We start from the raw sequence: 16158 nt of genomic DNA, 5'->3' as shown, positions 1-16158 counted from the left end.
CCATGGTGCGCCGCTTCCCCTTCCAGACTTCGCTTTCCCTGATCGCCGCATGCTTCGTTGTTTTAAGCGGTGCGGTTTTCGCCGCGCAGACTGCGAGCGAGCCAACGGTGCGCGTTCAAGTGGTGGACGCGAGCGGCTTGCCTGTGCGCGATGCGGTGATCGAGCTTCATGCTGCACGCCGCTCCAGCAGCCCGATCCGCTTTCCGTGGAAAATGGGGATGGCACAAAAGGGCCTGAAATTCACCCCTGGCACTCTGGTGGTGGCGAAGGGAAGCACGGTCGCCTTTCCCAACCTCGATCAGGTGCGTCATTCGATCTACAGCTTCTCCAAGCCTGCCCGGTTCGAGATCGATTTGTATGGCCGCGATCAAACCCGAACGCAGACCTTCCCGATCGCTGGCAGCGTCAAACTTGGCTGCAATATCCATGACGACATGCGCGGCTATATCCGTGTCACGGATACGCCCTATGCCGGCAAAACGGATTACAACGGTTATATTACATTGGCAGGAATGCCTGCTGGCAGCGGGCGTCTGACGGTCTGGCATCCGCAATTGCGTGCGACTGCCAACGAAGCGACGTCTGACTTCAACGTGACTGGCGGCGCGCAAGTACATAAACTCAAAGTGACACTGCGATGATCCGCAGGATCAGGCTTTCTGCACCACGCCAGCGCATACTTGCGACACTGGCAAAGCTGCGGTTTGGTTCATTGCGCACGCGCATTGCGGTGCTCTATGCCTCTCTTTTTGCGGTGGTCCTTGCATTGGTCGTATCCTTGGCGGGAGGCGGCCTTGTCCGTTTTGCCGAAGTTAGCGCCACTCGCGACCTTGAGGCCAACGCCCGGGTCTTCGACGAAATTCTCGCCTCACGCAGCCGCCAAATGAGCGATCAGACCGATGTCCTGGCGCGCGATTTCGGGTTCCGCGAGGCGGTCGCGACAGGCGACGAGCCGACCATTGTCAGCGCACTTTCCAGTTTGGAAGCACGCGTGCGAAGCGACACTGCGTTTGTGTTGACCCTCGATGGCGAAGTGATGGCTGGTAGCGGTTCGGCCATTCCCGCGACCGAAGCCTTGTGGCTACGCCTTGATGCGGGCGACACGCAAGGGATCATCGCCTTGGGTGACGGACTGGCGCTAGCCGCAGCCGCACCCATCAACGCACCGGATCTGATCGGTTGGTTGGTCATAGCCCAACCACTCAACCGGGCCGAGCTCGACAGATTGGTGGAACTGGCCCCGATCGCGGTCGATGCTCGCGTCGTTGAGGCAGCACAGCAACCTGATTGGCTACGTTCGGCGGAAGCTGGGGCTGTCTTCGAGCGTGAAGAAAACGAGCGGTTCCTGTATCACGTATCCGACCTTGCGGTTCTCCAGGATGGCATTTCGCCGCGACTTGTGCTGCGCCATTCGCTCGACCAGTCGCTGGCGGCCTATTCGGGCCTTGAATGGCTGCTCACAGGCTTGGCGCTAAGCGGCATCTTGCTGGTTCTGGCCCTTAGTTGGAGGGTCGCACGGAGCGTCACTGAACCCTTGCAGCAGCTGGATGCGGCCACCCGGCTGATCGGCGAGGGCCGCGAAGTGGCACTGACAATCAAGACCGATGACGAGATCGGGCGTCTGGCCAGCAGCTTCAAACGGATGGTCGTTGCGATCGAAGAGCGCGAGCGCCAGATCATCCATGTCGGTTTGCACGACGGGCTGACAGGTCTGCCCAATCGCAAGCTGTTCACCGAACAGCTTGCGACCGTTCTGGCTCGGCGTCGCGACAACGAAAAAGTCATGATCGCCTATGTTGATCTGGACGATTTCAAGATGGTGAATGATACCCTCGGTCACCCGGCGGGCGATGCCCTATTGCGCCAACTAGGCGAGGATTTGCGCACCGACTTGCCCGAAGCGCTGATTGCCCGCCTTGGCGGTGACGAGTTTGCGATCCTGATTGATGGTATCGAAGAAGGCGCCAGCCTCGGCAGCCTGGCGGACCAATTGCTGCATTGCTTTGACCGCTCAATCGAGGTTAGCGGCCAACAAGCCAAGTGCGCTGCAAGCATCGGTATTTCGCTGGCACCAAGCGACGGCAACGACGGCACGACCCTGATGAAAAATGCCGATCTCGCGCTTTACCGGGCCAAAAGCGAAGGCAAATCGACGTATCATTTCTTCGAGCCTGCTCTTGATGAAGCGGCTCGAGCGAGGCGGCAGCTTGAAATTGACCTGCGTGCTGCAATCAAGGAGGGTGGGTTTGAGCTATACTTCCAGCCGCTTTACTGCGTCGCCGAAAAGCGCCTCACCGGCTTTGAAGCCCTGATCCGCTGGAACCATCCGACCCGCGGTCAGATCAGCCCCATCGAGTTCATCCCGCTTGCCGAAGAAACCGGTTTGATCGTCCCGATCGGCGAATGGGTCATTCGCGAAGCCTGCCGAATCGCGCGAACCTGGCCGACGGATGTGTCGGTGGCGGTGAACATTTCGCCCAAGCAATTTTCTTACGCTGGACTTGCCAGCACAATCCTGCAGGCGCTTGCATCCACTGGCCTCAGCCCCAAACGGCTGGAGTTGGAGATCACCGAGAGCATCTTTATCGCTGATATCGATAGGACGCTGGCGACCTTGCACAGCTTGCGCAACCTCGGTGTGCGGATCGCGCTGGATGATTTCGGCACGGGATATTCTTCGCTCAGCTATCTGCGCTCGTTCCCGTTCGACAAGGTCAAGATCGATCGCAGCTTTGTCGAGGACCTTGGCACCAGCAGCAACGGTCATGCAGTAATTCGCGCGATAACGACTCTCGCCGACGCTTTGGGGATGGAAACACTGGCTGAAGGCGTAGAGGAGATCGAGCAATTCGATGTTCTGGAACGTGAGGGTTGTCGCTACATTCAAGGCTACCTTTTCTCGCGACCTGTCGCAGCCCATGCGGTCGCTGACCTGCTTGAAGACGGTGCGGGCTATCAGCGGCAACTATGCGCGTGATTTGAGCCTTTGGCCCACCCACTTCGCGTGAGTATTGGCGCTGAATGGCGAAAAACCACCCAGTTGCTGCCGATTTCGATGGATCGGAGCATCACCAAAACCGGTCAGTCTGCTATCGCTGCCAAAGCTGCTGCTATCCAGAGGCTGATTTGCGTGGTCGTCCGCCTTTTCTGCCATTTGCGCGCGCTGCGGCAATCTTAGCGGGCGTGCGGGCTCTGCCTCCCTGTGCACCGAGGTGCTTGGCCATCCACTTTTCCGAGCCGAACACACCTTGGATGAGTGCGGGAACATACAGATCCGCATCGAGCTGTGGCCAATGTAGTCCAAGGCCCGCAGGGCTAACCTCGATGTCTGCCAGCTTGTCATCGGGGGCGTCAGCGAGCCCTTCGGCAAGAGCCACGGGGAAAATGAGCTCGACGCCAGTGTGAAGTGCGACTACCACCCTGCCACGACGCCGATCATAGCGAGCGGAGACGGCATGCCCTGCGGCACGGCTTTCAGCCATACGTGCTTCGGCTTCTTCGAGTTGCTGTTCAGTAACTGCCATGCACCTTGCTCCATTCATCACACAGCGCTGAAATGGCGTCCCTTAACGCTTCAGCGATCTCGTTGACCTCTCGCAGCCTGAAGCCAAAACTTTCACGCAGCTCCGGCGGACCTCCCGGGCAATTCAAATTGAACACTGCCTCACCATTGGGGCCTATCACATGAACATGCGCCGGGCGGTGATCGTTGGGCCAGATCACGACCCTCAGGCCACCGATGCGATATACACCAAGCATGTGGACTCCTATCAGAAACCCAAGCGGTAGGGAATAACCTACAGTGTGCCATTCGTGAGCTTGGCGACGATGGCCTCCGCCTTCTCGGTCGGCACGAACAGGCGCGTACGGTATTGGATGACCTCGGTGAAGCAGTCGAGTTGCTTGAACCACGCAAGCTGGCTGGCTGGCGCGCCTGCGACTTCGATGCGCCAGGCACCGTTGACGCGGGAGCGCTTGAGTTCGCATGGGACCGGCCGCACCAGCGCGATGGTTCCTCCGCCCTGGATAGCGCGAAGGGTCTCCGATGGGCTGAGCGGCGCAGCAGTCTCCACGCCGAGATCCTTCAGCAGCTTGGCGACATGCTCGGGGAAGACCATTCGGCCGAGCCAGGAATTGCCCTCACCATCGACGATCCGGTTGACCGCAAGGTGGTCCGCAGGAAGCGCCGACCAGATCGGCAGCAGCAATCCGGTAGCGATCCTGATGACCTCTGTATCGACTGTATTGGCGGCTTCCTCGGCCTCGGTCGACCATGCCGCCGCAAAGATAGACTGATCGCAGGGCTCCCACGCGGTCTCGAAGAGGTCGTGCTCGCGCAGGTACTCCCGGCGCGTCGGGCGCAGCAGCTCGATGCGCGGTACCGGTGTACCATCTTCGGTCATCCCTGAACGCGCTTTCGTCTTAAGTGCCACCTTCCCCGAGCGGGCATTGCGCAGGAACACTGCGGCGGCATCTGATGCGGCAAGCTTGAGCGCGCGCTCCAGCGCAACGGGATTGCGCCGGCGCGCCACTTCCATCGTCAGCAGGTGCGAGGTCGCGCCGCTCACGGGGTCGGTGCGCAGGAGCGTGTCCTCAAGGATGGTGGCGGTTTCGACCTGCATGGTTTCGACGCCGATATCGAGCGTCCCAGCATCGCGGGCAGCGGCCACCCGGGTTTCGACAAGCGCGAGAAATTCATCGAAGATGACGTTCTGGTGGCCGATCGGAAGCGCCAGCAGCCGGTTGAGCCAGCGCTGGATCGGCGGCAGGTCTTCCTTGATGACCCCGTCTTCGTCGAGCAGCGCAAGGCCGGTGCGCGCCTCGAAGTCGGCCAGAGTGGTGCTGGTAAGCTTGCCTGCGACAAGCAGATGGAGCCAGGTGACAAGCGCTGCCTTGGCGTATTCGCTTTCGAGATTGTCGGCGGGGTCGAACAGGTTCTGCCCTCCCGTCTGCCGCTGACCGCGGGTGAGCGCGCCAAGACTGTCGAGACGGCGCGCGATGGTCGAGGTGAACCTCAGCTCGCCCTTGCAATCGGTCGTGACGGGCCGAAAGAGCGGCGCTGAGGCCTGATGGGTGCGATGGGTACGCCCGAGCCCCTGAATGGCGCGATCGGCCCTCCAGCCCGGCTCCAGGAGCAGGTGGACGCGGTGCTGCTGGTTGGGGACATCAAGGCTTGCGTGGTAGGACCGTCCCGTGCCGCCCGCATCGGAGAAGATGAGGATACGCTTGGTGCCCTCCATGAAGGCGGCTGCATCGGCCTGGGCTGAGCGAACGGTGCGCGTCTCGATTTTCTGGTGGCCGCCTGCCGCTGGCACGATCCGCTTCGATCGTCCGGTCACCTCGGCGACGTTGTCATGGCCAAACCGCTCGAGGAGCGCATCGAGCGCGGCCTTGATGGGCGGCAGGGCGCAGATGTGCTCGATCAGGTCGGCCCGGGCTGCCTCGGCTTGTGGGTTCGTTACCGGATTGCCGTGTTCGTCGCTCATGGGGCGCGAATGCTGCTCGCCCGTGTCGTCGGTGTAGACCTCCATCTGCCGGGTCGGAAAGGCGCGGGTGAGATAGTCGAGGCAGTATTCAAGGGGTGACAGCTCGATATTGAGCTCTGCGCGCTCCTCGGGCGAGAGCTCGCCGAGCCTGCGGTTGAGGATGGATTCTGCGGTGGTGACCAGCTCCAGGACGACAGACTTGCCCTCGGCAAGATGCTGCTCGACCGCAATGATGACTGTCGGCAGCTTCATCGACAAAAGTACTTGCCCGAAGAAACGCTGCTTGCAGGATTCAAACCGAGACCGCGCTGCCGCCTTTGCTCCGGAGTTCAGCGTGGTGCCGTCGAGATCATCGACGATGCCGGTCAGTTCAAGCGCGGCTTCCACGTTGCGGTGGATGATCGCCCAGGCGTCCGCATAGGTGTCATAGACGGCGATCTGATCAGGCGTGAGTTGGTGACGCAGAATATCATATTCGACACCGGCAAAGCTCAGCGCCCTCGCCATGTAGAGCCCGGTCGCCTTAAGGTCGCGTGCGACCAGCTCCATGGCGGCAATGCCGCCGGCCCGGATCTCGCTGATGAAGGCCTCGCGCGAGGCAAAGGCGGTCTCCGGGCCCCAGAGGCCGAGCCTGACGGCATAGGCGAGGTTGTTGACCTCGGAGGCCCCCGTGGCCGAGGCATAAAGCACCCGGGCCTTGGGCAGGCGGTTCTGGAGGAGCACCCCGGCAATGCCCTGCTGAGAGCCCTTCTTGGTTCCCATAGCGCCCTCCCCGCCTGCGACACCGCCCATCTCGTGAGCCTCGTCAAAGGCGATCACACCATCGAAGTCGTCGCCAGCCCAGCGGATGAGCTGTTCAAGGCGGCTGTGATCGCCGCGCGCGGAACGCAGCGTCGGATAGCTCACGAACAGCACGCCTTCATCGAGGGTGAGCGGCTCGTGGATCTTCCACCGCGAAAGCGACTGGACGTCGGCGGCAAGACCGCCAAGCGCAGCCCAGTCCCGGCGGGCATCGTTGAGGAGCGGCTCGTTCTTCGAGATCCAGATTGCCCGGCGGCGGCCCTGCAGCCAGTTGTCGAGGATGGTGGCGGCGACCTGCCTCCCCTTCCCCGCCCCGGTGCCGTCGCCAAGGAAGAAGCCCTTGCGATACCCGCGGCCTTCCTCGTCGAGCAGCAATCCGACGCCCTCGGGGTCGGGCTTGAAGCGGCCGGGAAGCCACTGGCTCCAGGCGTGCCCTGCATAGACGACGGTTTCGAGCTGGGAATCTGACAACAGGCGTTCTGAGACGGTGCGTTCCGGCAGGTGCGGGATGTGCTGGGGGATCGGCGCAGGGATCGAGCCCATTGCAACCGACTCAACCAGCGCCGTCGGGTGCTCACCCGCGATCTCAAAGGTCACCCGGCTTGGCCGATACGGCAGATAGACCCCGGTCTGCTCCAGCAGAGCGGCAGGCGCTTCCAGCGCGCTATAGACGACAGGCAGTACGTCGTTGCGTGCCGGGGCGCGGAAGATACGGGGCGCGGCAGGCTTGGCGTTGCGGGTCGCCCCGAACAGGGAGATGGCCTTGGCGGGCGCAGTGACTGGGCGCTTTTCCTCGATGAGCTCTGCCCGAGGCGTAATTGCGAGGCTGCTCACAAGCGCGGCCACATCCCTGCCCTGGATGGTCGCGGGTGATCGCATACCGGGAACCTTGTCGAGGACATAGAGCCTGACCGCAATGCTGGTCCCATGTTTGGTGTAGGCTTGCTCGAAGTGGATCGAGGTGCAGATCGCGACAGGCGCTAGCGTGTTCTCGAAGATTGCCCGCATCTTGGCCGACGGGAAAAACCAGTCGGGCATAATCGCTACAATGCGGCCGCCAGCGCGCAGATGGGTAATGGCTGCAGCAAGGTGACGTACGGCGGCAAGATGGTCTGCGCCGCGTCCGAGCGAGCGTGAGAACGGCGGGTTCATGATGATCAGAGAGGGCCGGATCTTGCCGCTAAGCGCGCTGGCGATTGCCGCCCCGTCGTGCCCTGTGATCGTGACGCCGGGGAAGATGTCGGTGAGACGCAAGCGGCGTGCCTCATTCAGCTCATTCAGCTGCAACTCGGCAACTGAGGGAAGCTGCGCGATCAGCAGGCCATTTCCGGCGCTCGGCTCGAGGACGACATCCGTGGGCTGAGCATTCGCGAGCATCACGGCGACGGCAGCGAGATCGACGGGCGTCGAAAATTGCTGCCAGTCGAGCTGTTCCTCGCTCCGAACGGTCTGGGTGGGCAGCCGCGCTGCGATCTCCATCGCCTTGTCGAGATCGCCCCGGCTGAACGTTGCGCCCCTGCGTGACGTGAGGCTCAGCGCCAGCGCGTGCTCAAGCACCTCGAAGCTCTCTCGCTGGGTCCAGCGACCGGTTGCATCGCCTCCGCCAAAGGCGCTGGTCATGGCCTGGTTCATCATCGCCCGCGTGATGGCGACTCCATTGTCGATGAGGATAGAAAGCGCACGGGCGGCAAGTTGGCCGGGCGTGCGCCGCTGGGCGGCTGTTTCGAACAGATCTGTCATGGAGGTCTCCTGGGTTCGGCTTGCCTCATCACGGACAAGCCAAACCCCTTCCCTCCCCCTCCCCTTTAACGGGGTCCCGGAACCGCTCCCCAGTCCGCGTAACCGACGGGCGGTGCCATCCGACGAATCGTCAGGCCGTCGCGCGCATGCGCCTGCGCTGCCTTGAGACTCGCCCGCCGCCCCTCTGGATCGTTGTCCTCAGCAATGATCAGCTCTTCGATCCAGTCAGGCAGACGGACGAGATCGAGCCGTTCGGCTCCGAGGGATGACCAGGCGGGAATGCCGTGGAGCTCGGCGAAGCGGGCAGCGCTTTCGAACCCTTCGGCAAGTGCGAGGATCTTGCCGGGGCGCCCGCCCTGCCAGCTGGCGGCTTGCGGGTTTCCGATCATCAGCTTTGAGCAGTACCCCTGCCCGTTCCCCTTGAGGAAGATGCGTTGAACCGCCTTGATCTCCCGCCCTTCGCGCACGCCGACCAACAGCGCGGGCTCGAACACCGTGTTGGGCTTTCTGCCTTTCGGGCAGCGCGGGAGGTAACGCAGATCGTCATGGTGCTGGATGATGCCGCGATGGTGGCAATAGGCCTCGCCCCAGGTATTCGCGAGCTCTCTGCTCTGCGACCAGAGATTGCGGGCGATCGCAGTTGAGTTGAAGGGCTGGAAGGGTTCGTCCGGAAAAGCGTATTTCCGGCCCGGAACGATGGTTACGATTGCGCGCAATACCTCGGCAGGCTCACAGCCTGCAAAGCAGTGGACGAGGATGTCGCGGTCCCCCTGCCGCAGGGACAGGCTCGGGGTGGTGTCCGCATGGGCCGGACAGCGGCACATCGCAATGTATCCGGACCAGCTGCCACCAAGCGCACCGACAAGGTCGATGAGGCGCTGCGAGGGCGGTTTTGCAGTGATGGGCATGGCAATCCCTTTCGAGTTCCCCCTCCTCTCCCCCCTCCCCTTTTGACCTGGATGTGAACTCGCGCGGGCCACGAGAACAAGGCGGAAAATTTTTCCCAATTGACTCTGAGAGTTAGCAAGAGATGTTCGGGTCTTTGCAGGAGCAAGATCATGCCTGTTCGCCTCATCGCTGCAAGCCTGTTCGTTGCAGCGCTTCACCCCGCAGCTGCCGCGCAGGAAGTCGAACTGATGCAGTTTGACGGTAACCCCCGTGGGGACGTCGTGATCCACGTCAGCTCAGCCCCAACACCGAAGGGGCTGGCACAGGTCGATCAAGCACCAGACCTGGCAGGGGTGCTAGCTGCCGATTTCGCAGGGATTATCCCGGGACCACCAATCGAGACAGTTCCGCAGGCGGCCTCGATTGATGTTCCTGGCTGGATGCGCAGCGGTGCCCCTCCCTCCTCGATCATTGTTCCGGCTGTTTTGCGGTCGCAGGCACTCAGTTATGGCTGTGGAGACACGCAGTACCGGCCTCGCAGAGATCTTCCTGCTGCAACTGAGCTTCGCCGCGCACAACATTTCCCTTTGATCGCGGCTATTGCCTGCGAGGAGAATGTTCCGGTCGGGCTGTTCGACGCGCTGATCTGGCAGGAAAGCCGATATCAGGCCTTTGCGCGTTCGCCGAAGGGTGCAATCGGCCTTGCGCAACTGATGCCGGGCACCGCAAGGTATCTCGGCGTCTCTAACGCATGGGACGTGCGCCAAAATTTGCGCGGCGGTGCACGGTACCTTCGAATGCAGATCGAAGAATTTGGCCGATATGACCTGGCGCTGGCTGCCTATAATGCAGGGCCTGGAAGGGTCCGCCGGGCCGGGAGCATACCGCGTATCCGTGAAACGCTTGAATATGTCCGCACTATCACGGCTGCCTGGGCTAGAGAGCAGCGGCAGGCTGATAGTCGCCCGTTAGCGCCCTACCCTGCTCCAACCTTTGCCCGATTTCGCCGTGCGGCCGTCGTGGATTACACATCGAGCAATGTTGCGAACCCAAGATAGTCTGCGAACAGGATCGCCGTGAGAAAAATGACGGGCGTTCCTGAGAGATAATTGACCTGCCAGCGCCACCACAGCTTGGGTAGTGCCAGTGTTCGCCCTCTCCAGTCGCCGAGGTCGATAACCAACATACCCGCGCGCAGATCATAGATGGTTTTGGCAAACGCTAGCACGGAGCAAAACGCGACCATGACCGCGACACCGGCGTAGAGCGCGAGTCACGCATTGTAGGTCGCAATTGGCATGCTCACCGACTCCAAAGTTTTCGGCATGGTAGCATTGAAGCCGCCTTTTGCGATGCTGGAATCGTGAACGAAATGAGTTCGAGATTGGTCACTTGATCTCGTGGTAGCCGACCCCGACGCGGCGCAGGGCACCTTGGCGCCGCTGACGTATGCGCTTTGCTGCCAATTCCGCATCCCCTCTGTTGGCAAATGCCGCAGTTACGCTCTGTCCCTTGGAGCCGATACGTCCCCAGCGCCGCTCAACGGTGGTCCATCCGAACAGGTCGGTAGCGACCCGTAGGTGATAGTCGCGCGCAATGTTGCGGTACGGGTCAATCGCTTGCCAATGCCATGATTGATCGAGAAGGCCGCCCATGCCCCTTGGTGGCAGACCAATCGGGATACGGTCCAATGGGAATTCTGAATCACCGGACACTCTGTGATTCACTGAGTCGATTGGATCTGGCATCAAGGCCAGGGCGGGAGGAGCTCTGGTCTGGGGCGGCATCACACAGCCAAGGCTCTAAAGGGGAGCATCGGTAAGGTTAGGTGGTTTCATCAACCTTATCCAAAAAAGCTGAAAGCTTCCCGTTGCTTAGAGGGGTTATATTTTAGTTAGATCAGTTAAGACCGCTCGCGTTGGTTGCAACTCGCCGGATTCCCAAGAGAAATTGCGGCATGCCGTTCTTGATGTGTCGGCAATGTGTTCCTGATGTTCCGATGGCGTGTTCCTGAAAGTTCGTTTCATCGTTCCCGATGTGTCGGTAATTGCGGAAACGGCATTCCTAAAGTGTCGAAAGACGGTCCAATGGCGGTCAGTCGTTGGTCGAATTGAATCATTATCGCGATGACCTTGGTGGAAGAGCTTCAAACTTGCTCATCACATGCTGTTAGGAGGCGCGCGCATCTAATCGACACGACACATTTGGAACGCTGGATAGCTGTTGACGCTTAGTCGCTAGGTCAGGGTAGCTCCGCCGCGCCCGATTCCAGCGATTTTACACAAAGAGGCCCTACCTACGGAGCTCGTGTTTGTGCTTCTCGTGATGCCGCTTCACCCACCCGATGAAGGCCTTTTGCCAGCTCGCGGGTGTCCTTGCCGGGTCTGCATTAACCCAAGCTTCGAATTCCGCATGGAGGGCATAGAGGTCCCAGCCAGGGCATTTCTCACGCAGGTAGGCGGTGGTTTCGTCGGTCATAATCCCACGTGTCGCCCTATCGGACAGGCGTGCCACAGCAGATCGGACAAGCGTACGGGCGTCAAAAATCATCGGCGCCTGCTCTTCAGCCGCCTTTGCTTCGGCGTTATCAGGCTGGTTCACATGATCGTGACGATCCGGCGGTGAGCGTTCCGCAGCTGGCGGAGGGGCAATGATACCTTCAGGAGGATCATTGTGGGAGGCTTCAATGTTCAGGTCGTTGAGCCGGATCATTCTCAGCAGCGGCTCAATCCCTTTCCCTGCCTCGATCGCGAGCCGATAGCCGGGCAAATTGTTCTTTTCAGCGAGCTTGAGGACCTCGAATTTGAAACGTCGATATTCGCCCTCGGCACCCGATTTTTCGAAGAGAACGGGCATGGATATCGCAAAGCCGCTTTGACCTGCGCCTCCAGCATGCTTGCGGGCGACCCGGTACAACCAGCGCTCGCGGCCACCCGTGATATCGAAATAGGCGCGGTCGATGCTAAGCACCCCGCCCTTCATCATCACACCTTCCCAAAACCAGTTCGATAGCTCGAGCGTCATGCCGCGGCTTCGTTCGGTCTTCTCGTCGACGAGCTGCGTCCAGCCATCAAGCCAGCTGAAGGTGGCTTCGCGTCGGTTCTCGGCACGGATGTTTGTTTTGATGGTAGTCGACACAAGCCGGTCTAGAGCCTGACCCAGCAACTCGTAGGCTCGGCCTGTGGTCGGGCGTCCGATTGCACGCAGCAGATCGTAAGGCATGATGTGGAGTTTGCGGGGGACATCATTGACACCGCGGCGGGTCATGTCAGCGATCTGGCTGGCACAATAGATGAGAATGTCGGCGTCCCAGATGGTGGCCATGCCGTAGTCTGGATTTGGGCTAACATGCACCCACAGCTTGCCGTCTGGCGAAGTGTATTCGATTGGCTTGGCTCGTTTGCGCTTGGCGAGCGAGAAAAATGGTCGTTCCATTATCTCGCGTTGGTCGCGCAGCGGAAGATCGGCTAAATAGGGCAGGAACAGGTCGAACTGTTCGGGTACGCTTTTTTTGCTGGCGCGGGTCATGGCAGTGATGGCCGCCAGCCCAAAAGATTATTCCCCGGGGAATAACTCGCGTGAACATTATTCCCCGGGGAATAATGTCGATGCTGGGCGGTCCTGACCGGATGGGGGAGGGCAGTCCTCACCTCTGAAGGCCTCCACCATCCGCCGTGAGTGTCTCGAGCAGAATTCGCACCTTAGCCAGAAGCTCATCATCCGAAAGGCCGTGCCCTGCGTGAAGCCGCAAGGTTACGCCTTGCCGGTTGGCGCGCTGAAGGCTCACCGCTGGCCTGTCATGGGCACCGGCAATGACGATCTCTTTGTGTTCGGCAGGTGTTTCATCTGATGTCAGCAGGAGCCTAATGACTTCTTGGGCCGCAAGCGTCGCCTTGCCCTCCTTGCGAAGCCGCCCCTGCTCGTCCGCAAGCCCTTTGGCCGCCTTCTGAATGGACGCCGACCTTTTGGGGTCACCCAAGGCTTGCGCAAGCGGATAGGCGGGCTTCAGCTGGACATCGGCAGGGGATGCGAATGCTGCGATCACGGCGTCGGGAATGGTGGCAACCTTGATCATCTTGGAAAGCCAACTCTGCGAGAGTTTGAGCCGTTCCGCCATGCGCGACTGATGGTTCCCGTAATGTGTCTTCAGCGCCGCTGCGTAATTGCGTGCTCGCTCAAGGTCAGAAACATCTTTGCGCGCCCGGTTTTCGACGTCTGCGAGGCGGAAAGCGGCTTCATCATCAAGGTCGGCGACCTGTGCAAGAAATTTCATATCCGGGTAAGAGTTTTGCCGCAGCCATGAGATCGACCAGTGGCGCCGCGTGCCTGCGATGACCTCATATTCGAATATTGGGTCGCCTTCGATCCGCCGAACAATGGCGGGAACCTTCTGGCCACCTTCCGCAATGATAGCGTCGATTAGGTCTCGGCAGTTCTCCTCGCTCAAATGGCCATATGAACGAGCGTTTCCGGCCCAGGGCCGGACACGTGCGGGATCCAGTGCAATTTGCGTTACCTGCCTGACCTCGCCGCTGGCAACGCGGGCCAGAGCACTTTCCCGACCGAGAAGGGAGTTTCGCCGCGATCGATCCTGACGGGTTGCAGGCAAAACATCTTCAGGCCCGCTTGCCGATTCCGCTGCCTCGCCAGGGACGTCGTCGGTAAGCAACGATGTCAGGTAATCCTTTTGATTCTTTGCCATCGTGGCCTCTCAATCTACCGCGCGCGGTGCGGCGACATTGTTCCGAGGGGATGTCGCCAATCTGATCAGGGTTTCACACTCAACCATTGACGAGCAATGCTTCATCTATGGCCTGGGTCCGCCCCCAGCCTTGCTTTACCAATTGCTCGACTTGGCCCAGCGCTTCGTCGAGATTTGATCTGCATCGTTTGTGCGTTCTTGATGTGCCAATGGGTTTTTCGAGCTCGTAGATCGTCATCATGCGCAGAGCCGCGTGGCTTATTTCGGCACTCTCGAGGATTGGTACTGGCAGCAGGGCAGGGCCAAAGCTCTGCTCCATGATTGCCCGAACCATCTCATGGCTTGGGTCTCCGCTGTCGAATTTTGAACAGAGGAAGCGCACGAAATTGTACTCAACTGCAACCCCCGCCTCGATCAGCTGATCAATCACCTGATCCATCATCGACAGGAACTGGACCGTCGAGCAGAAATCCGGCGTCGTCGCGGCTAGTGGCACAAGCAAGGAATTCGCCGCTTGCATCACCGCAAGTGAGATTGTTCCAAGCGCAGGCGGCGGATCGAGGATGACCACATCGTAGTCCTGTGCGAGGTCGATGAGACCCTGCTTCAATTTGCGAAAGCGTGCCGCGAGCACATTTTGTCCGTCAGCACCGGACGCAGCCAGTTCATATTCGACGTCGAAAAGTTCAAGGTTCGACGGGATCAGATCAACATTCGGCCAAGGCGTGCTCTTCACTGCATAGAGCAGATCTGCCTGGGTTGGGTCTATCGACAGATAGGGGTAGAGTGTTTCTTCTCGCGTGATGTTGAAGTGGGGATTGAACCCGAACAGGGTCGTCGTTGTCGCTTGACTATCGCAATCAACGACAAGGACGCGGTAGCCTTGAACAGCAAAATAATGGGCGAGGTGTGTGGTCACCGTCGACTTTCCGACACCACCTTTGAAATTCTGCACGGCGATTATGGCGGGCGTGTCCTTTGGGCCGCGGGCAGGGCTTGCATCGAGCACATTGCGCATGTGCAGAATATCTTCGACGGTATAGCCGAGACGTCTGCCGTTTTCACCCGAAGGCGGAGCAGGAAGCCGGCCATCTTCTTCCGCCATGCGTATTCTATTGGTTGAGCATCTCAACAATTGCGCTGTTTCGGCAATTCCGAATCGGATGTGGAGACCTTTACGGCTGTCAGGCAGGAAAGCCTTGCGACGGAGCCGCTCTATCATGCGTTCGCCCGCTTCAGCGAGATCGCCGATCTGACCCACGACTGAATCTGAATATGCCATTCGGAAGGTCCTTGAAGGTTTTGTCGGCCCTAATTAACGGAAAGCCTTCAATTCGGCAACCCAAGCCCTCAAGACATTCAGATTTGGGAGTGAGCCGATCAGGCTACAGTTCTTTATCGATGGCTCGTCCTGAATGCCTCGCCTGCCCTAGCGCCGCTTTTGTGCGGCTCAACCCGATATTGTATGCCTTTCTCAGGGCCTGTTTTTGGCAAACTTCGCGATGTCTGACCAAGGCCAAACCGGTCCGTTCTCAGACTGCGTCTAGAACCCGGTGCGAGTGATTAGGATTGTGATCGCTTGGCCAGATCGTTCAGAGTGGGAATGATTGCGGTGATGCGGCTTGTGACCTCGCTGCCAGCCTGGCCAGCGACACTGCTGATGGTCTGCTCCGAAAAGGCTGCAAAAAGCGCTTTGTGCTCCGGATTGATGTCTTCATCGATCAGGGTCAGCAATTCCTGCACGAAGCACATTGATGCATGGCAGACATGTTTGAAGGCCGGGTCAAAATAGAGCATCCCATTGCCCACTATTTCGATGGCCATGAACAGGCGTACGCGGTCGAGTTCGAACAGGTCAATCAGATGATGCCGCAGATCAGCACAGATGTTTGCGCGTCCGTTCTTAACCTTGCTGATCAGGCTTGCCCCTCTGCCTGTCGCCATGGCCACCTGTTTGTTCGTCATGCCGTTGCGCCGCCACGCTTCTTCCAGCACGAGACGGTATTGCTCGAAGCGAGCGACTCGGCGTTCTTCGTTCCAACTTTTGTCCATGGCGTATGCGACCCCTTGGCTATTGAAGAGATCCCGAGCGCAGATGCGTTGTTCCGGCACTCGAAGATGGCGGCAAAATAGGAAATTTGCGCGGTCGACCTGACAAAATCGGATCGCAAGCCGCGCTATTAACTAATTCGACTTCCGATTTGTCAAGCTTTAATCATCTGGACTAAGCAATTTGCCTAATGGGTAACATAGTGCCGTCAGGCCGACTCGATGTGACACATTCAGTCACGTTGGCACCCTGACGGGAAATTAATTGATTGTTGGAGGAAAAAAATTCCATGTCAGAGGATGGCTGTTCCTGCTTTGACGAAAATCCCTCCCCCCCATTGCAATTTGCTTCCTACAAAAAATATCGAAATTCCTACAATGAGGAAACAAATTGACGAGTTGCGACGAACCGAGTTGCAGTAAATCATATTTCACTTGAAGCATTAATTCGTTTCCCATCTTTAAAACAAGGTTCCGCTATCCCGTGGGGCC

Annotated in this window: 13 protein-coding genes; 3 read left to right on the top strand and 10 right to left on the bottom strand. The window is 59.5% G+C overall.

Annotated features, from left to right (window positions below; genetic code table 11):
• Positions 1–2: 2 nt before the first annotated feature.
• Both ACRANW_RS15075 and ACRANW_RS15070 read left to right on the top strand, forming a co-directional pair.
• On the top strand, positions 3–641 hold the full coding sequence (locus ACRANW_RS15075; RefSeq protein WP_479434085.1) for a cupredoxin domain-containing protein: 639 nt from the start codon (positions 3–5) through the stop codon (positions 639–641).
• Positions 638–2977: a putative bifunctional diguanylate cyclase/phosphodiesterase gene (locus tag ACRANW_RS15070; RefSeq protein ID WP_479434084.1), complete on the top strand. Its 2340-nt coding sequence runs from the start codon at positions 638–640 to the stop codon at positions 2975–2977. Before ACRANW_RS15075 ends, ACRANW_RS15070 begins: the two co-directional genes overlap by 4 nt.
• A gap of 133 nt (positions 2978–3110) precedes the next feature.
• On the opposite strand, the gene ACRANW_RS15065 is transcribed toward ACRANW_RS15070, so the two are convergent.
• The 4 genes from ACRANW_RS15065 to ACRANW_RS15050 all read right to left on the bottom strand — a co-directional run bounded on the left by ACRANW_RS15065 (position 3111) and on the right by ACRANW_RS15050 (position 8935).
• A complete protein-coding gene (locus ACRANW_RS15065) occupies positions 3111–3524 on the bottom strand; it encodes a DUF2442 domain-containing protein (RefSeq protein WP_479434083.1) in 414 nt (137 codons plus the stop codon).
• Positions 3511–3759 (bottom strand): DUF4160 domain-containing protein, encoded by a 249-nt coding sequence (locus ACRANW_RS15060; protein ID WP_479434082.1) that lies wholly within the window; start codon positions 3757–3759, stop codon positions 3511–3513. The genes ACRANW_RS15065 and ACRANW_RS15060 overlap by 14 nt, the downstream gene beginning before the upstream one ends.
• Before the next feature lie 38 nt (positions 3760–3797).
• Positions 3798–8027, bottom strand: coding sequence for a strawberry notch-like NTP hydrolase domain-containing protein (locus ACRANW_RS15055; RefSeq protein WP_479434081.1), 4230 nt, complete (start codon positions 8025–8027; stop codon positions 3798–3800).
• Positions 8028–8092: 65 nt separating this feature from the next.
• Positions 8093–8935, bottom strand: a complete 843-nt coding sequence (locus ACRANW_RS15050) for a DUF7146 domain-containing protein (RefSeq protein ID WP_479434080.1) — start codon at positions 8933–8935, stop codon at positions 8093–8095.
• Positions 8936–9085: 150 nt separating this feature from the next.
• Here ACRANW_RS15050 and ACRANW_RS15045 point away from each other — a divergent pair, with 150 nt between their 5' ends.
• The gene (locus tag ACRANW_RS15045) at positions 9086–9973 is read left to right on the top strand and encodes a lytic transglycosylase domain-containing protein (RefSeq protein ID WP_479434079.1); all 888 of its coding nucleotides are present in this window, start codon (positions 9086–9088) and stop codon (positions 9971–9973) included.
• Here the strand turns inward: ACRANW_RS15045 and ACRANW_RS15040 are convergent.
• The 6 genes from ACRANW_RS15040 to ACRANW_RS15015 all read right to left on the bottom strand — a co-directional run bounded on the left by ACRANW_RS15040 (position 9940) and on the right by ACRANW_RS15015 (position 15729).
• On the bottom strand, positions 9940–10101 hold the full coding sequence (locus tag ACRANW_RS15040) for a hypothetical protein (protein ID WP_479434078.1): 162 nt from the start codon (positions 10099–10101) through the stop codon (positions 9940–9942). The genes ACRANW_RS15045 and ACRANW_RS15040 overlap by 34 nt on opposite strands.
• 202 nt (positions 10102–10303) lie before the next feature.
• On the bottom strand, positions 10304–10570 hold the full coding sequence (locus ACRANW_RS15035; protein ID WP_479434077.1) for a WGR domain-containing protein: 267 nt from the start codon (positions 10568–10570) through the stop codon (positions 10304–10306).
• A 637-nt stretch (positions 10571–11207) separates the two neighbouring features.
• Positions 11208–12443 (bottom strand): replication initiator protein A, encoded by a 1236-nt coding sequence (locus ACRANW_RS15030; RefSeq protein ID WP_479434076.1) that lies wholly within the window; start codon positions 12441–12443, stop codon positions 11208–11210.
• 118 nt (positions 12444–12561) lie between these two features.
• Entirely contained in the window at positions 12562–13617 is a 1056-nt protein-coding gene (locus ACRANW_RS15025; RefSeq protein WP_479434075.1) for a ParB/RepB/Spo0J family partition protein, read from the bottom strand.
• A gap of 79 nt (positions 13618–13696) precedes the next feature.
• Complete coding sequence (locus tag ACRANW_RS15020; protein WP_479434074.1) at positions 13697–14899, bottom strand: AAA family ATPase; 1203 nt, start codon at positions 14897–14899, stop codon at positions 13697–13699.
• Positions 14900–15180: 281 nt separating this feature from the next.
• On the bottom strand, positions 15181–15729 hold the full coding sequence (locus ACRANW_RS15015; RefSeq protein WP_479434073.1) for a hypothetical protein: 549 nt from the start codon (positions 15727–15729) through the stop codon (positions 15181–15183).
• Positions 15730–16158 lie beyond the last annotated feature (429 nt).

It is taken from the genome of Erythrobacter sp. 'gip.4 top 5' (assembly GCF_056495765.1).
Note: the sequence above shows the minus strand (reverse complement) of the source record. Positions and strands in the feature narration are given on the sequence as shown.